Raw genomic sequence first — 18,691 nt, forward strand, 5'->3', positions numbered from 1 at the left:
CCATTGAATCCGACGTTTGCGTCGGATTTTTTGTTTTTTTCCTTTCCAAATTTCCGGCGGCCGTCGTTTCCCCTGACTTTTTCGACCTGTTCCTCTGATACCTCGCTTAACATTTGAAAAGTTGCCCGGTCGGCGTACAATAGCCCGGCCGCTTGGCGGTAAACCTTATTGATTAACTTATTCTCAGGGCGGGGTGAAAGTCCCCACCGGCGGTATGTTGTGCAGCCCCAGGTTGTTGCAGCGAGCCCGCGAGCGCCCGGCCTGTGGCCGGGGTCAGCAGATCTGGTGAGACGCCAGAGCCGACGGTGATAGTCCGGATGGAAGAGGATAAGGGAGCCGGCCTCCGTTGCCCCTGGGCGGCGGTGTCGCATCGTCGTTTTGCCGGTATCCTGAAAGGCTTTCCCCAGGGGAGGGCCTCCGTTCCCATGCCCTGATTCTGGTAGCAACAGGAGCTTTTACCATGAATCAGTCTGTTCAAAGTCCTTCTCTTTTGGCCGAATTCGGTACCCCCATCGAACGGGTGGAACGCGCCCTGCTCGCCCTGCAAGCCGGGCTGGGCGTGCTGGTGGTCGACGATGAAGACCGGGAAAACGAAGGCGATCTCATCTATGCGGCCGAGAGCCTGACTTCTGCGCAGATGGCGCTGATGATCCGTGAATGCAGCGGCATCGTCTGCCTGTGCATCACCGACGAGCTGGCCCGCCGGCTGGAATTGCCGCCGATGGTGGTCGATAACTCCAGCAAGAACCAGACCGCCTTCACCGTCAGTATCGAGGCCAAGGAAGGGGTGAGCACAGGTGTATCCGCCGCCGACCGGGTGACCACGGTCAAGGTCGCCATCGCCGACGGCGCCCGGGCGGCGGATCTGGCCCGCCCCGGCCATATCTTCCCCCTCAAGGCCCAGCCTGGCGGGGTATTGAGCCGGCGCGGCCACACCGAAGGCACCGTGGATCTGATGAAACTGGCGGGGCTCAGGCCCGCCGGGGTGTTGTGCGAGCTGACCAACGAGGACGGCTCCATGGCCCGGTTGCCGGAAATCGTGGCCTTCGGCAAGCGGCACGACATGCCGGTGCTGACCATCGAGGACATCGTCCAATACCGTCGCGAACTGCTGGCCGAGGCCGGCTAAACGGAAAAGGGCCGGCAAGATGCCGGCCCTTTTGTCATCAAGGGGGGGGGAAGCTCAGTCCAGACGCTTGGTCACCGCGCCCGCCAGGGTGCCCAGGATCATGGCGCAGGACACGGAGCCGGCATCCAGCACGCCGCGGGAACGTTCGCCCAGCCGGCTGGCGCGGCCGATCCTGGCCACCAGATCCTGGGTGGACTCACTGCCGGCCTGGGCGGCGGCCGCCATTTTTTCCAGACAATCCGCGAAGCCGTCTCCGGCGGCGAGGGCGGCGGAAAAGGCATCGACCGCCGGCACCAGGGCATCCATCAGGCACTTGTCGCCCACCTGGGCACTGCTGATCTCCTGCACGCTGGCCAGTCCTTCGCGCAGCATGACGTCGAACTGCTCCGCATCGATACTGTCCCGGCCCTCGATGGCCGAGGCCATGCCGAAGAAAATGCTGCCGTAGAGCGGGCCCATGGAACCGCCGATGGAGCCCATCAGGATGTTCGCCAGGATGGAGAAGCTCTGATCCAGGGTGACGGTGTCCAGCGCCTGCAGATCGTTCTTGCACAGGTTGAAGCCCTTGGCCATGTTGATGCCGTGGTCGCCGTCGCCGATCAGGCCGTCCACCTCGCTCAGGTAGGCCTTGTTGTCGATAATCTTGTCGCAGATCTCCAGCACGCACTGCTTGCCGTGCAAATTGTTGAATGTGCTCATCAGTCTTCCTCCACCTGGGTCAGGCCAATGGATGTGGCCGGCAGGTCCAGCAGTTGTTTCAGTTCGTCGTCCAGCTTCAGTACCGTCAGGGTGGCACCGAACATTTCCAGCGAGGTAAAATAGTTGCCCACGTAGCTGCGGTGCACCCGAATCCCCTTTTCCTGCAGCAGTTCGTCCACCGCCGAATAGAGGATGTGCAGCTCGTTGTTGGGGGTGGCGCCGAGGCCGGAGATCAGCACCGCCACCTCGTCGCCGGCGCCGAAGGGCAGGTCGGGCACCACGGTGTCCACCATGATGCGTGCCATCTCGTTGGCGGGGGCCAGCGCGGTCACGTTGATACCCGGCTCGCCGTGGTGGCCGATTCCCACTTCCATGGTGCCCGCCTCGATATGGAAGTTGGGCTTGCCGGCCGCGGGGATCACGCAGGAAGACAGGCCCACGCCGATGCTGCGGGTCTGGTCGATGGTGCGCTGGGCCACCCGGATCACCCCGTCCAGATCGTAGCCGCGGGCGGCGGCGGCACCGCCAATTTTCCACATCAGGATCTCGCCGGCCACGCCCCGGCGCTTGCCGAGTTCGGTGGCGGGGGCCGAGGCCACGTCGTCGTTGGCCACCACCGTCCTGATGGTGATGCCCTGCTTTTCGGCCATCTTGGTGGCCATCTTGACGTTCATGTTGTCGCCGGCGTAGTTGCCGTACAGGCAGGCCACCCCGGCGCCCCGGTCGGCGGCCTTGGCGGCATCGAGAAAGCTGATGGCGGTGGGGGAGGAAAAGATTTCACCGACGGCCACCGCGTCCAGCAGGTTTTTGCCCACGTAGCCGAGGAAGGCCGGCTCGTGGCCGGAGCCGCCGCCGGTGATCACCCCCACCTTGTTGTCGGCCACCCTGCCCGGGTACTTCAGCACCCGCGGGTTGTCGGTATGGGCCAGCAGCCGGGGGTGGGCCTTGACGTAGCCCAGTACCGATTCTTCCACTACCAGATCCGGATCGTTGATGATGCGCTGCATTAGAACACTCCTGTCATTCCTTGCTTAATCGGTCTCTGAGTCATGAGGGACTATATGCGAATCCCCGATGCCCGTAATCCATCTTCTGTGCGAGCCGTGAGCCCGTTACTGTTTGTCGAGGTTTTCATAGTAACGGATGCGCTCCACCTTGGGGCCGGAGCGGGCCGCCTCGAAATCCGAGGTGACGAAGGCGTGCACGATTTCCTTGGCCAGCTCGATGCCCACCACCCGGGCGCCCAGGGTGATGATCTGGGCGTCGTTGCTCTTGCGCGCCCGCTGGGCCGAATAGGTGTCGTGGGCCTGGGCGGCGCGGATACCGCTGACCTTGTTGGCGGTGATGGCCATGCCGATACCGGTGCCGCAGCACAGTATGCCCAGCTCCTGGGCGCCACTCCTGACCGAGGTGGCCAGCTGGTAGGCGATGTCAGGGTAATGCACGCTGACCCCGGCTTCCACCCCGAAGTCGGTGACCTCGAAGCCCTGCCCGATCAGGTACTGCCTGAGCGTATTTTTCATCTCCACCGCCGCATCGTCGCAGCCGATAGCAATCTTCTTGGTGATCATGGTAAGCCCCCGGTGATGCCTGTTCAATTGTTCACTTAGTGTTTCATTTGATGGTTTCAGTCTAAGCCAACAAGATGCTGTTGTGAATACTTTTGTGTTGGCTGTGTTCTATTGTTCTGGTTGAGATGTCCTGTGGCTTATCCGATCCGATGTATTAGAGGCGTCATAAGAGAAAAAATTAATCATAAACATCAATTAGATAGCGGAATCATCTCCGTTTGTGCTCTTGTTGGGTAAAGGGATGCTCCTCTACGAGCGGTTTGTTAAAAATATGATCGGCGTCACGGATGGAGCAAAGGTTCATTGATGTTTCAAATGACAGGTATTAGATTTTTCTAGAACTACGGAAGGTCATGGCGTGTTTAACTGCTCGGCATGGTGACTCTCTGGGTGAAGGAAGCGACTTGTTGCGTTGATGCGGCAGGACTGTGAGGTAAACATCTAAGATATTGATTTATATGGAAGGACGGTGAGCGATATGGAAAAGAGCTTGAATCTGAAAACGGTATTTGCGGCGGCAGCGGCCACTCTGTTCAGTGCGGCGACCCTGGCTCAGGAGCCGGTGCGCATCGGCGCGGCTGTATACGGGCTACAAGGAGAATTCATGCAGCTCTGGAGCAATGCAGCACAACAGCATCCAGCCGTTAAATCCGGTGTCGCAGAGGTTACCGTATTTGATGGTCGTTATGACGCCTTGGTACAGGATAACCAGTTTGACACCATGATTACGCGCCAGTTTGACGCCATCATCTTCGTTCCCATCGATGCCGATGCCTGCATCAGCTCCGTTGCCAAAGCTAGCGCGGCCAATATCCCGGTCATTGGCTCGAATACCCGTTGTAACACCGATATGCTGGCTTCCTTTGTGGGCTCGGATGACGTCAAAGCCGGTGAAATGGTGGCCGAGGCTGTTCTTTCAAAGATCGGCAATAAAGGAAATGTGGTGATCCTGGACGGGCCCATAGGGCAGTCAGCCCAAGTTGATCGTGGGGCCGGTATCAAGAATGTGCTAGATAAAAACCCGGATGTTACCGTGCTGGAGCAACGTACGGCCAACTGGTCACGTGCCGAAGCTCTGTCCCTGATGGAAAACTGGTTGACCGCTCACCAAGGTGAAATTGATGGAATCATTGCACAAAATGACGAAATGGCGTTGGGCGCGATTGAAGCGATCACGGCTGCCGGACTCAAGGTGGAAGACTTTGCGGTAGCTGGTGTGGACGGTGTGACCGACGCTCTTAACGCGGTGAAGTCCGGAACCATGGTTTCCGTTCTGCAGGATGCGGAAGCACAGGCGCAAGGTGCCATCGATGTTGCCTTGGCAAGAGCAAAAGGTGCGGAGTATAAGCCAATGTCATCCATTTGGGAGCTTTATGCCGGCGAAATGGAATGGAATGAGGGGAAGAGTAATCACTATAACGTTCCCTGGACACCTGTTACCCCCGATAACGTAGATGAGTTGCTGAGCAAGAGGTGATGAATGGCCAGGCAGACTATGTAATCTGCCTGGACCTATTTACCTGTTGAGATATCCTTATAGGAGTAGGGTTATGAGTTCATCCATTGCCGATTATAGTTTTTCCCTCAAAGATAAAGTTGCCATTGTGACGGGTGCCGCTGCCGGCATAGGACAGTCCATTGTTGAGGCATATATAGCAAAGGGTGCCAGGGTTGTTCTGTTTGATATTAGCGAAAAAGTTCATGAGATTGCCGAAAGCATGGGGCAGGAGAATGTTTTTTCCGTTCGCTTGGACGTCACGAAAAGAGACGAGATCAACAAGGCAATTGAGCTGGTCATCGAAAAATTTGGCCGAATTGATATTCTCGTGAATAGTGCAGGTATCGTCTCTCTGGAGTCTGCCGAGCATTACCAGGAAAAAGAGTGGGACAGAACGCTAGATGTAAACCTGAAGAGTGTGTTTATGCTTTGTCAGGCGGTTGGAAATGTAATGCTATCCCAGAAATATGGCCGTATTATCAACCTTGCTTCCCAAGCGGGAGTGATCGCCTTGGATAAACACCTTGCCTATTGTGTAAGCAAGGCGGGGGTCATATCGCTGACTCAAGTGCTGGCATTGGAGTGGTCACAGTACGGCATTACTGTGAATGCTATTTCTCCGACTGTGGTATTGACAGAGCTAGGGAAAAAAGCCTGGGAAGGCGAAGTAGGTGAGATCATGAAACAAAAAATACCCGTCAGACGGTTTGCTGTTCCCGAAGAAATTGCCGCATCGGCAGTGTATCTGGCAAGCGATATGGCCGGTATGGTAACAGGAGCCAATATGATTATCGATGGTGGTTATACCATCCAGTGATGAAGTAATGACCAGATGATTTATTCCATGAAGGAGGCGAGGATAATCACTGACCATAATTCATGCTACGGGTTGTGGAATCATCGGTAATGGCGCGTAATGGATTGGTTGACTAGGAGGTACATCATGAATGAAGAATATCTACTCGAAGCAAAATCCATAAAAAAGTCTTTTTCTGGTGTGCCTGCGCTGAGGAATGGAAGCCTGAAATTGAGGAGGGGTAGTGTTCATGCCCTATGTGGTGGTAATGGTGCCGGAAAATCTACTTTTCTGAATATACTGATGGGGTTGTTGCAGCGTGATGCTGGCGATATTTATATCGAGGGGAAACCCGTTCATTTCTCTGGCCCGTCCGATGCGCTGGACGCAGGTATCTCCATCATCAGTCAGGAACTGGAGCCGGTACCTGGCATGACAGTAGCTGAAAATCTGTATCTTGGGCGAGAACCGAAAATATCCGGGTTCATTGTCAACTACAGAAAAATGTTTGGTGATGCCGAGCAGTTGCTGCAGGACTTGCATTTTGATATATCACCTCGAACCCTGATGAGCAAACTCAGTCTAGCCCAGATACAACTGGTTGAAATCGCCAAAGCTATATCGTACAACTCTAAAATAATCATCATGGACGAGCCGACTTCCGCGATTGGCGAAAAGGAAGCAGAGCTGTTGTTCTCCTCTATTCGCCGTCTTCAGACAAGAGGTACGAGTATTATTTATGTGTCTCACCGGATGAATGAGCTTTATCAAATCGCGGATGAATACACGATATTTCGTGACGGGCAGTTTATTGAATCGGGGGAAATGACGGAGATAGATCGCCGAACATTGATTAATAATATACTTGGGGCAGAGCTGGAGGAAGAGTTTACCAAGTTTAATACGCCCAATGAAAATATATTGCTAGAGGTCAATGGGTTTACCAGAAAGCCGGTATTCGAGGATATCAGCCTGAGGCTGTATGACGGAGAAATCTTGGGTATTTTCGGGCTGATGGGTGCAGGTCGGAGCGAGTTCCTCGAGACGCTCTTTGGTACCTTTGAGCTTGATGAAGGTTATGCCTCGGTAAAAGGAACTCCATTCGTTCCGGTTTCGCCCAAGGCTGCGATGCAGGCTGGTATGGCTCTCGTCACAGAGGATCGCAAGGGCAGCGGCCTGGTCCTGGAGGGGTCTGTTAAAGACAACATTTCTTTGGCTTCACTCCATAGTGTTTCCCGCTTGGGGGTAGTCCAGCGAACCAAGGAAGTCGCATCTGTAGATCGGTTGGTCACTCAGTTCAGCGTTAAGGCCGCATCTAGGGAACTGGCCGTGAAACATATGAGCGGTGGCAATCAGCAGAAAGTGGTTCTGGCCAAGTGGATGAAAACGGAGCCCTGCATACTGTTGCTTGACGAGCCGACCCGGGGAGTGGATGTGGGAGCCAAGCGAGAAATATATCACTTTATGTCGGAATTCGCCCGAGATGGGAAGGCCATCATTATGGTGTCATCGGAAATACCAGAGGTACTGGGAATGTGCGACCGAGTGATCGTATTCAGACGTGGCAAGATGACCGGTGAACTGAAGGGTGACGGACTGACACAGGAAAACTTGGCTAAGTTGGCATCTTAATTAAAGGAAGAGTGGTAATGTTTATGGACGCGAAAGTATCAGGCACTCCTGCACCTGCAAAAGGTGGTCATCAGACCCTGGCATCATTGGGAAGTTTTGTTTCGAAATATGGCATCATCATCGCCTTTTTTGTGCTGTGTGCAGCACTGGCCATGATTAGTCCTTATTTTCTGACAACGAACAATATCATTAACGTACTTCGCCAGACTTCTATCAATGGTATTCTGGCGTTGGGAATGACCTTCGTTATTCTGACCAGGGGAATCGATCTGTCGGTTGGTTCCATGGTGGCTTGTGCCGCCATGGTGGCAGCGAGTTTTGCGACCGGGGCAGGGAACACATCAGTTTTCATTCCCGTCATCCTGGGCCTGGGTGTGGGGCTTGCCCTGGGGTCGATCAACGGGCTGATGATTGCACGCTTTGCCATTCCTCCCTTCGTGATGACCTTGGGGATGTTGAGTATGGCCCGGGGTCTGACTTACATCTACAACGACGGGATGCCCATTTCCAATTTGAATACCAGTTTCCGGTTTATCGGCCAGGGCGAATTGCTGGGCATACCGATGCCGGTTGTGCTGTTTCTGAGCGTTTTCCTTATCTGTTGGGCAATCCTGAAGTTTACCACCTACGGCAGGTACATTTATGCAGTAGGCGGTAACCCCAAAGCGGCCAGAACCTCGGGCATTCGGGTGCGTTGGGTCCTGTTCAGTGTCTACGCCATTTCAGGTTTGCTCTGTGGACTTGCCGGCCTGTTACTGTCGGCCCGGACCTCGGCAGCCTTGCCCCAGGCTGGTGTTGCCTATGAACTTGATGCTATCGCCGCTGTCGTGATTGGTGGCACCAGCCTTGCCGGCGGTGTAGGTACCGTAGTGGGAACATTGTTTGGTGCTCTGATCATTGGTGTTTTGAACAATGGCCTCGACCTGATGGGGGTTTCGTCCTTCTATCAGCAGGTGGTGAAAGGAGCCATCATCGTACTGGCGGTGATGCTGGATCGTTCCCGTCTGTCTCGAGACTGAGAACTATGCTGACAGAGGGGAACCACTTGATTCCCCTCACCACTCACTATGCTCAAGCGACTAAGTCATCCTCTCATCCCAAACGGATTGACCGCTGGCGAAGCACACTTCCGCTGAAACACCTCGATCCCGTCTCCTGGCGGGTGTTTTCCTGCCCCCGGACCGCCTTCGAAAGCGTCATTGGCAGCCAGCCTGAGCCGCAGGCGAGGGCCCTTGACGACGCCGTCTTTGGGTGGCGCCAACACATTGTTCATATAGGAGTGATCCATGCAGCAATATCGGATGTATATCGACGGACGCTGGGTCGAGTCCCTGTCCGGCGAGTGGTTTGAGTCATTCAATCCCTATACCGGCCAGCCCTGGGCGCGGCTCCCCAGGGGTAACGGGGCGGACGTGGACTGCGCGGTTGCCGCCGCGGCCAGGGCCCTGCGGGATCCGGCCTGGCGCGGGCTCACCGCCAGTGCCCGGGGGGAGCTGCTGCGCCGGCTGGGGGATGCGCTGGCCGACCAGGCCGACTTTCTGGCCGGCATAGAGGTACGTGACAATGGCAAGCTCTATGCCGAAATGCGCGCCCAGACCCGTTACCTGCGCCAGTGGTACTACTACTATGGCGGCCTGGCCGACAAGATCGAGGGGGCGGTGATCCCCACCGACAAGGCCGGTCATTTCAATTACACCCGGCATGAGCCGGTGGGGGTGGTGGCGGCCATCATCCCCTGGAACTCGCCGCTGCTGCTGGCCAGCTGGAAGCTGGCGCCGGCCCTGGCGGCGGGCAATACGGTGGTATTCAAGCCATCGGAATACACCAGCGCTTCCCTGCTGGAATTCGTGCGCATCGTCGAGCGGGTCGGCTTTCCCCCCGGGGTGCTGAACGTGGTCACCGGTTTCGGCGCCGAAGTGGGAGCGCCTTTGGTGGAACATCCGCAAGTCGCCAAGGTGGCCTTTACCGGGTCGGATCAGACCGGCCGGCAGATTTACCAGGCGGCGGCCCGGGGCATGAAACGGGTCACCATGGAGCTGGGCGGCAAGTCGCCCAATATCGTCTTTGCCGATGCCCGCCAGGAGAATGCGGTCAAGGGCGTGATCTCGGGTATTTTCGCCGCCAGCGGCCAGACCTGCGTCGCCGGCTCCCGGCTGCTGGTGCAGCGCGCCATCCACGACGAGTTCGTCGACCAGCTGCTGGCTTTCGCCCGCAAGGCCCGGCTCGGTGATCCCATGAGCCCGGACACCCAGGTGGGGCCGGTCACCAACCTGCCGCAGCTGGAGAAGATCCTCGGCTACATCGACATCGCCAGGGCGGAGGGGGCCGAGTGCCTGCTGGGCGGCGGACGGCCCGGCGCGCCGGAGCTCGGCCAGGGCTGGTTCGTGGAGCCCACCATCTTCGCCGGAGTGAACAACCGCATGCGTATCGCCCGGGAGGAGGTGTTCGGCCCTGTGCTGTCGATCATTCCGTTCGAGGATGAAGAGGAGGCGGTGGCCATCGCCAACGACAGCCCCTACGGCCTGGCTGCCGGTCTCTGGACCGAGGACCTGCGCCGGGCCCTGAGCCTGCCGGACCGGCTGGAGGCGGGCACGGTCTGGGTCAATACCTACCGCACCATGAGCTACCTCACTCCTTTCGGCGGCTTCAAGCAGAGCGGCCTGGGCAAGGAAAGTGGCCAGGATGCGTTGCGCGAATACCTCAGGACCAAGTCGGTGTGGTTATCGACGGCGGAAGACGTGCCCGATCCTTTCGTTATTCGCTGAGTCATCCACCGCCGGCCTTGCTGCCGGCGGCACATCCATTTCCTGCGCGTGGCCCACGGTCGCCATCCGGACATGCGCGTACTCCCTCGTCGGCGCACGGTTGATCTTTAGTTTGTGATTGTGAACCAATGTTGGGTTGTTGCCTGTCATCCTTCCTTTCTTCCTCGTTGTCGCTGACAAAAGCCCTAATTTGGTACTACCAAGGCGATCAATTTTAGTGCGATCCAGATCACTAAAAATATAACTAATTAACATATATTTTATATATATTTGATTTTTATTGATTTATTTTTTCCGTGAAAATTTGTCTACCTGTGATTCTTTTGTTACATTTTACTCATGGATTGGTACTACCAATGAGGTTGGCCAGTATGGGAGATAGCAAAATGGACACATTCAAACGCCTGAAAGAGGTGCTGGCCACGGCAGAAACCGATGATCAGGGTCGGATGCGGCTGCCTCCTGAGCGAAAACTGGCTGAACAATTGGGTGTTCAGAGATCAATGGTTAGGGAGCAGCTGGCTACCCTGGAAAACCTGGGCTTCATCCGGCGCACCCGCGGCAGCGGCACCTTCCTGCAGATGCCCCAGCCGGCCTTCGTACAGATCTACTTCGATATCGCCCTGCGGCTCGGCTACATCTCGGTGGACGCGCTCGAAGGCGCCCGCGAAATGCTGGAGCGGGAAATCGCCTACAGCGCGGCCAGCAAGGCCACCGAGGCCGACATCGTCAAGCTGGAAGGGCTGCTGGCGGTGATGAACGACAACAGCAACGTCAACGAGAGCCTGGCGGCGGACTACGACTTTCACCGCCACCTGGCCTACATGACCCAGAACCCGGTCATCATCCTGATCATCCAGGGCCTGGCGTCGGTACTGAAGGAAGTGGTGCACCGCCGGCGGGTGCTGGTGCGCCAGTCGCAGAGCTCGATGGAGAAAACCAACGGCAGCCATGTGGCGGTGATTGAAGCCCTGCGCAAGCGGGATCCGGAAGCGGCCAAGCAGGCCATGGATACCCACTTCCGGGTGTGGGACCAAGAGTCGAAGGAAAGGATCAACTGGTTTACCTCGGCGGAGTGAGCCGCCGCGCCATGGCGGCTTGCCGGGGTTTGGCTTAATTGTTTGCCCGAACACAAGAGGTTATTTATGCAACAGGAACATGCCGGTATCAGCTTGGAACAACGAGCCTACCATATTCGCCGTTTCGCCCTGCGCATGGGGGAAGTCCAGGGCCAGGGCTATGTGGGCCAGGCCCTGGGCATCGCCGACGTGCTGGCGGTCTCCTACTTCCAGGCGCTCAGCTACCGGCCGGACGATCCCGAATGGGAAGGACGGGATCGCTTCCTGCTGTCCATCGGCCACTACGCCATCGCCCTCTATGCGGCCCTGATCGAGGCCGGAATCGTGCCGGAAGACGAGCTGGAAACCTACGGCTCCGATGAAAGCCGGCTGCCCATGTCGGGCATGGCTTCCTATACCCCGGGCATGGAGATCACCGGCGGCTCCCTGGGCCAGGGCCTCGGCATCGCCGTGGGCATGGCGCTGGGGCTGAAAAGAAAAGGCTCCGATGCGTTCATCTACAACCTGCTGTCCGACGGCGAGCTGAACGAAGGCTCCACCTGGGAGGCGGCCATGTCCGCCGGCCACTGGCAGCTGGACAACCTGATCGCCATCGTCGACGTCAACAACCAGCAGGCGGACGGCCCCTCGACCCAGATCCTGAACTTCGAACCCCTGGCCGACAAATGGCAGGCCTTCGGCTGGCAGGTGCAGCGGGTCAACGGCAACGACATCGCGGCGGTCAGCCAGGCCTTCGACCGGGCCCGCCACAGTGAGGTCAAGGGGCCGCGGGTCATCATCTGCGACACCCGCATGGGGCAGGGTGTGCCCTTCCTCGAGCAGCGGGAAAAAACCCACTTCATCCGGGTGGAGCCGGCGGAATGGGAGCTGGCCCTGGCGGCGCTGGATGCCGGTTTCCAGGCTCGCTAACGACGTTTTATCTGCCGTGAATGGATAACAAGGACACTGACATGAGTAAAGTTCGCCTGAAAACCTCGGCCATGATCGCCTCCATCGCCGAGGAAGGACAAAAGACGGTTCCGGCCCCCTTCGGCCACGCCCTGAGCCGGCTGGCCGAGAGCAACCCGGACATCGTCGGCCTGACCGCCGACCTGGCCAAATACACGGACCTGCATATTTTCGCCCAGCGCTATCCGGAGCGCTTCTACCAGATGGGCATGGCCGAGCAGCTGCTGATGAGCGCCGCCGCCGGCCTGGCGCGGGAAGGCGCCCTGCCGTTCGCCACCACCTACGCGGTGTTCGCCTCGCGCCGGGCCTACGACTTCATCTGCATGGCCATCGCCGAAGAGAACCTGAACGTCAAGATCGTCAGTGCCCTGCCGGGGCTGACCACCGGCTATGGCCCCAGCCACCAGGCCACGGACGACGTGGCCATCTTCCGCGCCATGCCCAACCTGACCATAGTGGATCCCTGCGACGCCCTGGACGTGGAGCAGGCGGTGCCGGCCATCGCCGAGCACCAGGGGCCGGTGTACATGCGCCTGCCGCGCGGCAACGTGCCGCTGGTGCTGGACGAATACGACTACCAGTTCGAACTGGGCAAGGCCAAGCTGCTGCGCGACGGCCGCGAGGTGCTGTTCATCTCCTCCGGCTTCATGACCATGCGCGCCTTGGAGGCCGCCAAGCGGCTGCAGCAGGACAGCGTGGACGCGGCGGTGCTGCACGTGCCGACCATCAAGCCCCTGGACGAAGCCACCATACTGCGGGAGGCGGCCAGGCCCGGACGGCTGGTGGTGGTGGCGGAAAACCACTCGGTGATCGGTGGCCTGGGCGAGGCTGTGGCCGGCACCCTGCTGCGGGCGGGCGTGACCCCGGCGTTCCGCCAAATTGCCCTGCCGGACCAGTTCCTGGACGCGGGCGCCCTGCCCACCCTGCACGACAAATACGGCATTTCCGTGAATCGCATCGTGGCTCAGACCCGACAGTGGCTTTGAGCCGGCAACCGACATGGGGCCCGGGATGCCCCGGTATTCCGGGCCATTATGTGAAATATGGACATTAACTCACCGAAAGTAAGGATTGTGATATGAAAAAGGTACTGACTACCGCCGCACTGGCTATCACGCTCGCCTCCGCCCCGGTGTGGGCCCAGCAAACCCTGCGGGTGGCCCACAACGCCGCGGACGGCAATCCCAAGGCCGACGCCTCCCTGTTGTTCGCCAAGCTGGTGGAAGAGAAAACCGACGGCCGCATCAAGGTCGAAGTCGGTGGCAACGCCCAGTTCGGTGAAGACAGCGAAGCCATCACCTCCATGCGCCTGGGCGCCATCGCCTTCAGCGCTAACTCCCAGGGTACCACCTCCAGCGTGATCCCCGAGTTCGGCCTGGTGGGCCTGCCGTTCCTGTTCTCCAGCCAGCAGGAAGCCTGGCGGGTACTGGACGGCCCCGTGGGCGAGGAGCTGGGTGCCCTGGCCGAACGCGAAGGCCTGGTGGTGTTGTCGTTCTGGGACAACGGTATCCGCCATGTCAGCAACAACGTGCGGCCCATCACCAAGCCCGAGGATCTGGCCGGCGTCAAGCTGAGAACGCCGCCCGATACCATGACCGTGGACATCTTCCAGACCCTGGGCGCCAACCCGACGCCGATGGCGTTCTCCGAGCTGTACATCGCGCTGCAGCAGGGGGTGGTGGACGGCCAGGAAAACCCGCTGGCCAATATCCATTCCTCCAAACTCTATGAGGTGCAGAAGTACATCTCCCTGACCGGCCACAAATACGAGGCCACGCCCTTCCTGGCCAGCAAGATCGTCTGGGACGGCCTGTCCGAGGCCGACCAGAAGGCAGTCAAGGAAGCGGCGATGGAAGCCGGCGAGTTCAACCGCAATACCTTCGTCGAGCAGGAATCCCAGCTGCGGGCGGAAATGGAGGCGGCCGGGGTGCAGTTCAACAGCGTGGACCACAAGGTCTTCGCCGAGGCCACCCAGGCGGTCTACGACAAGTGGAAAAAAGAGTATCCGGAACTGGTGGAGCTGATGGTCGCCGAGGCGGCCCAGCAGTAAGCAGGGGGCGGGGAGTCGCTCCCCGCCTTGACCTGCCTGGTTTCCTGAGTCCCTTTCTTTCCATGGCTCCTGGCTCGCCGGGTGGATGGAAAAATGGGGACTTGCAACCCTCTCAACAAGGAGGCGGAAAATGAACGTACAGGGAAAACTCGTGTATCAACCATCATGCAGTAGTACCGGTATCCGATTATTGTGTGGACTGGACAAGGCCACCGAATATACCGCCATCGGTATCTTCATGGCGGCCATCATCTCGCTGTTCCTGTTCCTGGGGGCGGACGTGGTGGTGCGTTACCTCACCACCCAGAGCCTGGGCTGGCCGGCGGAAATGCCGAATCTGCTCTTTCCCTGGCTGGTGATGGGGGCCATCGTCGCCGCCGCCCAGCGCGGCCAGCATGTGGCGGTCAATGCCGTCCTCGGGCTGCTCAACATTCCGGTGACCCGGGTGCTGATGCTGGTGATGCAGCTGGTGGTGGTGGTGACCTTTAGTTATCTCTCTTATATCGGTGTGGAGGTGGTACGTATTGCCGGCAAGCAGTTATTCCCCATCTCCGGGATCTCGTCCAGCTACGCCTACATGGCGCTGGTATACGGCTTCGGCGCCATCGCCCTGACCGCCCTGACCAATATCCTGTGGTGGCTGGCCGATCCCTCGGCCTTCGATAACCGTATGACCAAATCCGAGGTGGCAGAATGACGTCGTTAATGATTGTGCTGTTTGCGCTGCTGATGCTGCTGGCGTTTCCGGTCGGTTATGCGCTGATCATCAGCGCCGGGGCGGCGGTGCTGTTCGTCGGCGATGCGCCCGCGGTGATCGCGGTGCTGAAGCTGTTCCAGCCCACCCAGAGCTTTCCCATGCTGGCCATTCCCTTCTTCATCCTGTCCGGCAGCCTGATGATGTCCGGCACCCTGGGCAAGAAGCTGGTGGACTTTGCCGCCTACCTGGTGGGGCGCTTTCACGGCGGCCTGGGCCAGGTGACGGTGGTGGGCTCCACCGTGTTCGGCGGGGTGTCCGGCTCGGCGGTGGCCGAAGCCTCGGCCCTAGGCTCCATGCTGATCCCCTGGCAGAAGCGGGAAGGCTATCCGGGCGCCTTCAGCGCCGCGGTGACCGCCTCGTCGTCGGTGATCGCCGGGCTGATCCCGCCTTCCATCCCGCTGATCCTCTACGCCCTGGTGTCCAACAGTTCCATCGCCTCGCTGTTCGTGGCCGGCATACTGCCGGGGGTGATGCTGGCTGGCGGTATGATGATGGTGTGCTATTTCTCCGGGCGCTTCCGCGGCTTCCCGCTGCTGAAAGAGAGTTTCTCGGTACGCGGGCTGCTCAAGGCGCTGCTGTTCGCCGCCCCGGCCCTGGCCATGCCGCTGTTTATCGTGGTGCTGCTGCGCGCCGGCATCGCCACCCCCACCGAGGTGAGTGTCATCGCCGTGGCCTACGCCCTGGTGGTCAGCCTGTGCATCTACCGGGACCTGACCGTCAAGCGGGTGATCGGCGCCCTGGTGGGCACCGCCCTGACCACCGGCATCGTGATGCTGGTGATCGTCGCCTCCAACCTGGTCGGCCATGTGCTGATCACCGAGCAGGTGCCCAACCAGATCGCCAGCTACGCCCAGCAGGCCTTCTCCAGCCCCTGGATGATCATCCTGGCCATGAACATCCTGCTGTTGTGCATCGGCATGTTCCTGGATCTGCCGGCGGCCATACTGCTGCTCGGCCCCACCCTGGTCGCGGTGGGCAACAGCATCGGCATGGATCCCATCCAGCTCGGCATCATGATCGCGGTGAACCTGAGCATCGGCCTGTTCACCCCGCCCATCGGCACCACCCTGTTCGTGGCCGCGGCTATCTCCAAGGAGAAGATCGGCCGCATCGTGCGGGAGTTGTGGCCCTTCTACCTGGTGGCGATCACGGTGCTGCTGCTGATCTCCTATGTGCCGGCCTTCACCATTTATTAACACCGCCGGACGACGCGGCAAGGAGCAATACATGAATCAGGTAGCCTTTATCGGGCTGGGCGCCATGGGCCTGCCCATGGCCAGTAACCTGCTGGCGGCACGCTTTCCGGTGGCCGGTTTCGACATGAACCCACAGGCGCTGGCGGCGCTGCGCCAGGCCGGCGGCCGGGCCTGCGACTCGGCCCGGGACGCGGCGGCCGGCGCCGACGCCCTGGTGCTGATGGTGGTCAATGCGGCCCAGGCCGAACAGGTGCTGTTCGAGGACGGCGCCCTCGAGGCCCTGGCCGACGAGGCCGTGGTGGTATTGATGGCCACCTGTCCGTCGGCGGTGGTGACCCGGCTGGCGGAACGGGTACGTAGGGCGGGCCGCCAGCTGGTGGATGCCCCGGTGTCCGGCGGCGTGGTCGGTGCCCGGGCCGGCACCCTGTCGATCATGACGGCGGCGCCGGCGGCGATATTCGAACGGATCGCTCCCGTGTTGCGGGCCATGGGCGACAAGGTGTTCCACGTGGGCGAGGAGCCGGGCCAGGGCGCCGTGGTCAAGACCGTCAACCAGCTGTTGTGCGGCGTGCACATCGCGGCGGTGGCCGAGGCCTTTTCCCTGGCGCGCAAGGCCGGGGTGGATCTGCAGGTGTTGCTCGAGATCATGAGCGGCTCGGCGGCATCCAGCTGGATGCTGAAGGACAGGGGGCCGCGCATGCTGCGGGACGATCCGGAGGTGACCAGCGCCATCGACATTTTCGTGAAGGACTTAGGGATAGTGCTGGCCTCGGGCAGCGACAGCCGGGCGGCGCTGCCGCTGGCGGCGGCGGCGCACCAGATGTTCCTCGCCACCGCCGGCCGCGGCCTGGGCCAGGCGGACGACAGCCAGGTGATCCAGAGCTACGACCTGATTAACGGCAATCGCCAAGCATAAAGGAAGCATTCAATGGGACGAGATATTTCCGTAAGCACCGGTGCTTACGACGGCTACCCCATGCCCGACATCCTGCAGTCGATGCAGCGGTGCGGCATCAAAAACGTGGAGCTGGCCTTTATCAAGGGCTACGTCAACGAGTTTACCGACGCCGATCTGAGCCGGGATTATGCCCGTGAGCTGGTGGCCCTGATGAACTCCTTGGGGCAGCGCTGCCCCACCTTCTCCGGCCATATCAACCTGGGGGACGAGGACGCGCTGGCCCAGTTCGAGGTGCGGGCCCGCTTCGCCGCCGAGCTCGGCGCCTCCCGCTTCGTCACCAATGCCGCCACCCTGGCCACCGCCGAGCGCTTCTTCGCGCTGGCGCCGGACATGGCGGCCATCGCCCGCCAGCACGGCCTGCGGGTCTGCCTGGAGAATCCCGGCGACCGGGTCGACAACATCCTGAACAGCGCCGCCGACATCCCCGCCCTGCTGGCGCGGCTGGAGCGGGACGTGTTCAGCATCAATTACGACGTGGGCAACATCATTTCCCACCGCCCCGGGCTGGATCCGGTGGCCGATACCCTGCAGGCGCTGCCGTTCTGCGAGCACCTGCATATCAAGGACGCCTATTACCGCGATGAAAAATACCATTTCTGCGCCCTGGGCGAAGGCCAGATCGATTTCATCCGGTTGCTGCCGGCCATCGAGGCCGCTTTTCCCGAATTGTCATTCAGCCTGGAGCTGCCGTTCCGGCTGTTGCGCAATAACGACGCCAAACCCTACAAGAAGGCCACGCTGTTGCCGCTGGCGGAAATTGAAAACGAGTTGCTGAAATCCCTGACTTTTCTTGACGATGTCTTAAAGGAGACAGACCATGTTGCTGGAAAATAAAGTGTGTGTCATTACCGGTGCCGCCAGCCCCCGCGGCATCGGCCGCAATACCGCCGAGCTGTTCCATCAGCACGGCGCCTATGTGGCCATCCTGGATCTGAACCAGGCCCAGAGCGAGGAAGCGGCGAAGGCCGTCGGCGAGCGCGCCTTCGGCGTGGCCTGCGACGTCACCGACAAGGCGTCCTGCGATAAGGCGGTCGCCGCCGTGCTGGAGAAGTTCGGCCGCATCGACGTGCTGGTCAACAACGCCGGCATCACCCAGCCGCTGAAGACCCTGGAGATCACCCCGGAGAACTACGAGCAGGTCACCGACGTCAGCCTGCGCGGCATGCTGTACATGTCCCAGGCGGTGTTGCCGCAGATGGTGAGCCAGAACGGCGGCGCCATCATCAACACCTCCTCGGTGTCGGCCCAGCGCGGCGGCGGCATCTTCGGCGGCCCGCACTATAGCGCCGCCAAGGCCGGCATGCTGGGCCTGGGCAAGGCCATGGCCCGGGAGTTCGGGGTGCACAACATCCGCATCAACTCGGTGACCCCCGGCCTGATCCTGACCGACATCACCGGCGGCAAGCTGACCCCCGAGATGAAGGAAAAGATCCTGACCACCATTCCCCTCAACCGCCTGGGTGCGGCGGAAGACGTGTCCAAGGCCTTCCTGTTCCTGGCCTCGGATCTGTCCGACTACATCACCGGCGCCACCCTCGACGTGAACGGCGGCATGCACATCTATTGATGGCAACCCGCCGACGCTGACCAAAGGACCGCCAGGCGGTCCTTTC

18 protein-coding genes and 1 riboswitch are annotated in these 18,691 nt (G+C 59.8%); of the genes, 15 read left to right on the forward strand and 3 right to left on the reverse strand.

Translation table 11 applies throughout. The features are described 5' to 3' along the window. Positions 1 to 175 precede the first annotated feature (175 nt). Positions 176 to 333, forward strand: a riboswitch (FMN riboswitch). Positions 334 to 460: 127 nt separating this feature from the next. Next, a complete protein-coding gene (gene ribB, locus C7H85_RS11090; protein WP_106729770.1) occupies positions 461 to 1,129 on the forward strand; it encodes a 3,4-dihydroxy-2-butanone-4-phosphate synthase in 669 nt (222 codons plus the stop codon). A gap of 54 nt (positions 1,130 to 1,183) precedes the next feature. Here ribB and dhaL read toward each other — a convergent pair whose 3' ends face one another. The 3 genes from dhaL to rpiB form a co-directional block, all read right to left on the reverse strand. Next, positions 1,184 to 1,828, reverse strand: coding sequence for a dihydroxyacetone kinase subunit DhaL (gene dhaL, locus C7H85_RS11095; protein ID WP_106729771.1), 645 nt, complete (start codon positions 1,826 to 1,828; stop codon positions 1,184 to 1,186). Continuing rightward, positions 1,828 to 2,835, reverse strand: coding sequence for a dihydroxyacetone kinase subunit DhaK (locus C7H85_RS11100; protein WP_106729772.1), 1,008 nt, complete (start codon positions 2,833 to 2,835; stop codon positions 1,828 to 1,830). Before C7H85_RS11100 ends, dhaL begins: the two co-directional genes overlap by 1 nt. Before the next feature lie 105 nt (positions 2,836 to 2,940). Next, positions 2,941 to 3,399, reverse strand: a complete 459-nt coding sequence (gene rpiB / locus C7H85_RS11105; RefSeq protein WP_106729773.1) for a ribose 5-phosphate isomerase B — start codon at positions 3,397 to 3,399, stop codon at positions 2,941 to 2,943. A gap of 478 nt (positions 3,400 to 3,877) precedes the next feature. On the opposite strand from rpiB, the gene C7H85_RS11110 reads away from it, so the two are divergent. The 14 genes from C7H85_RS11110 (at position 3,878) to C7H85_RS11175 (ending at position 18,645) form a co-directional block, all read left to right on the forward strand. Further along, a complete protein-coding gene (locus C7H85_RS11110) occupies positions 3,878 to 4,876 on the forward strand; it encodes a substrate-binding domain-containing protein (RefSeq protein ID WP_106729774.1) in 999 nt (332 codons plus the stop codon). A gap of 73 nt (positions 4,877 to 4,949) precedes the next feature. After that, entirely contained in the window at positions 4,950 to 5,714 is a 765-nt protein-coding gene (locus C7H85_RS11115) for an SDR family oxidoreductase (RefSeq protein WP_106729775.1), read from the forward strand. A gap of 126 nt (positions 5,715 to 5,840) precedes the next feature. Further along, positions 5,841 to 7,325, forward strand: coding sequence for a sugar ABC transporter ATP-binding protein (locus C7H85_RS11120; RefSeq protein WP_106729930.1), 1,485 nt, complete (start codon positions 5,841 to 5,843; stop codon positions 7,323 to 7,325). 17 nt (positions 7,326 to 7,342) lie between these two features. Next, a complete protein-coding gene (locus tag C7H85_RS11125; protein ID WP_245879647.1) occupies positions 7,343 to 8,344 on the forward strand; it encodes an ABC transporter permease in 1,002 nt (333 codons plus the stop codon). Positions 8,345 to 8,611: 267 nt separating this feature from the next. After that, the gene (locus C7H85_RS11130; protein ID WP_106729776.1) at positions 8,612 to 10,090 is read left to right on the forward strand and encodes an aldehyde dehydrogenase; all 1,479 of its coding nucleotides are present in this window, start codon (positions 8,612 to 8,614) and stop codon (positions 10,088 to 10,090) included. 386 nt (positions 10,091 to 10,476) lie between these two features. Beyond that, a complete protein-coding gene (locus C7H85_RS11135) occupies positions 10,477 to 11,169 on the forward strand; it encodes a FadR/GntR family transcriptional regulator (RefSeq protein WP_158260086.1) in 693 nt (230 codons plus the stop codon). 66 nt (positions 11,170 to 11,235) lie between these two features. Further along, entirely contained in the window at positions 11,236 to 12,078 is an 843-nt protein-coding gene (locus tag C7H85_RS11140; protein ID WP_106729778.1) for a transketolase, read from the forward strand. A 41-nt stretch (positions 12,079 to 12,119) separates the two neighbouring features. Next, positions 12,120 to 13,103: a transketolase family protein gene (locus tag C7H85_RS11145; protein ID WP_210433631.1), complete on the forward strand. Its 984-nt coding sequence runs from the start codon at positions 12,120 to 12,122 to the stop codon at positions 13,101 to 13,103. A 92-nt stretch (positions 13,104 to 13,195) separates the two neighbouring features. Next, positions 13,196 to 14,167, forward strand: coding sequence for a TRAP transporter substrate-binding protein (locus tag C7H85_RS11150; RefSeq protein WP_106729780.1), 972 nt, complete (start codon positions 13,196 to 13,198; stop codon positions 14,165 to 14,167). Between the two features lie 130 nt (positions 14,168 to 14,297). Then, entirely contained in the window at positions 14,298 to 14,864 is a 567-nt protein-coding gene (locus tag C7H85_RS11155) for a TRAP transporter small permease (RefSeq protein WP_158260087.1), read from the forward strand. Next, positions 14,861 to 16,120 (forward strand): TRAP transporter large permease, encoded by a 1,260-nt coding sequence (locus tag C7H85_RS11160; RefSeq protein ID WP_106729782.1) that lies wholly within the window; start codon positions 14,861 to 14,863, stop codon positions 16,118 to 16,120. The genes C7H85_RS11155 and C7H85_RS11160 overlap by 4 nt, the downstream gene beginning before the upstream one ends. Then, positions 16,095 to 17,036 carry an NAD(P)-binding domain-containing protein gene (locus C7H85_RS11165; protein ID WP_146140449.1) on the forward strand — a complete coding sequence of 314 codons (942 nt, stop codon included), beginning with the start codon at positions 16,095 to 16,097 and terminating at the stop codon, positions 17,034 to 17,036. The genes C7H85_RS11160 and C7H85_RS11165 overlap by 26 nt, the downstream gene beginning before the upstream one ends. A gap of 12 nt (positions 17,037 to 17,048) precedes the next feature. Continuing rightward, positions 17,049 to 17,912 carry a sugar phosphate isomerase/epimerase family protein gene (locus C7H85_RS11170; RefSeq protein ID WP_106729784.1) on the forward strand — a complete coding sequence of 288 codons (864 nt, stop codon included), beginning with the start codon at positions 17,049 to 17,051 and terminating at the stop codon, positions 17,910 to 17,912. Further along, on the forward strand, positions 17,896 to 18,645 hold the full coding sequence (locus tag C7H85_RS11175) for an SDR family NAD(P)-dependent oxidoreductase (protein ID WP_106729785.1): 750 nt from the start codon (positions 17,896 to 17,898) through the stop codon (positions 18,643 to 18,645). The genes C7H85_RS11170 and C7H85_RS11175 overlap by 17 nt, the downstream gene beginning before the upstream one ends. The last annotated feature ends 46 nt before the right edge of the window (positions 18,646 to 18,691 follow it).

The organism is Zobellella endophytica (genome assembly GCF_003012775.1).
In the GTDB taxonomy this organism is placed as follows: Bacteria; Pseudomonadota; Gammaproteobacteria; order Enterobacterales; family Aeromonadaceae; genus Oceanimonas; species Oceanimonas endophytica.